The sequence below is a fragment of the Ochrobactrum sp. SFR4 genome (assembly GCF_019730395.1).
Taxonomy (GTDB): Bacteria; Pseudomonadota; Alphaproteobacteria; order Rhizobiales; family Rhizobiaceae; genus Pseudochrobactrum.
This window is the reverse complement of record NZ_JAAPBB010000907.1, coordinates 1-263: the sequence shown is the minus strand read 5'-3', so window position 1 is coordinate 263 and position 263 is coordinate 1. Positions and strand designations below refer to the sequence as shown.

General features: G+C 49.8%; 1 pseudogene. It reads left to right on the top strand.

Annotated features, from left to right (window positions below):
- Positions 1–263, top strand: a pseudogene (locus HBA93_RS21725) (ABC transporter permease); the annotation flags it as partial.

The window sequence follows — 263 nt, the reverse complement described above, 5'->3', positions numbered from 1 at the left end:
CGCGACACCGCAATCTCAAGACACCGTAAACGCAGTTATTGCCCGTTTACATCCCAATGCTGATGCCGATGCAGTGGCAGAAACCATCAGACGTTGGAAACATCTGTCAGCCACAACACAAACAGAACAGGAGCTTATCCTTACGGGCTCTGTTGTGGATCTGGCGAAGCGGCAAATCGGTCTTTTCATGACACTACTGCTTGCGGTTTCGGCGGTCGTCATTGCGCTTATCATCTACACCATGACCATGGAAAAGCTAAAAC